The sequence below is a fragment of the Nocardioides cremeus genome (genome assembly GCF_030518195.1).
Classification (GTDB): Bacteria; Actinomycetota; Actinomycetes; order Propionibacteriales; family Nocardioidaceae; genus Nocardioides; species Nocardioides cremeus.
Genome location: NZ_JAULSC010000294.1, coordinates 1 through 276, shown reverse-complemented (window position 1 = coordinate 276; position 276 = coordinate 1). Strand labels below are relative to the sequence as shown.

At 59.8% G+C, this 276-nt stretch carries 1 protein-coding gene; it reads left to right on the top strand.

Annotated elements, in window-relative coordinates; all coding sequences use genetic code 11:
- Positions 1–276 (top strand): hypothetical protein (locus QWJ41_RS21190; protein ID WP_302710474.1); only part of this gene is annotated, 276 nt, incomplete at both ends.

Here is a 276-nt window from a genome sequence, read left to right as displayed (position 1 = left end):
AAGTGCGCGTGTTTCCGGGCAATTTCGCCGACTATCTGTGGCGCAAACAAGGCGGCCCCGAAAAGGAACCTACCCTGGACGACGTGTTTGCGCGCGTTCCCCCAGCGGAGCCGGTTCCGATTCCCAGCCAGGCTCCTGCGAAACGAATCAATCCGATCCAGCTGAAGCAGATGCAGGATCAGGCGCAGGAACTGGAAGCGCAGGTCGGCGAGTTAGAGGCCCAGATTCAACAGGCAGAGCTTTCTCTTTCGGATTTCGTCGGCCCGGAGGAAGCGA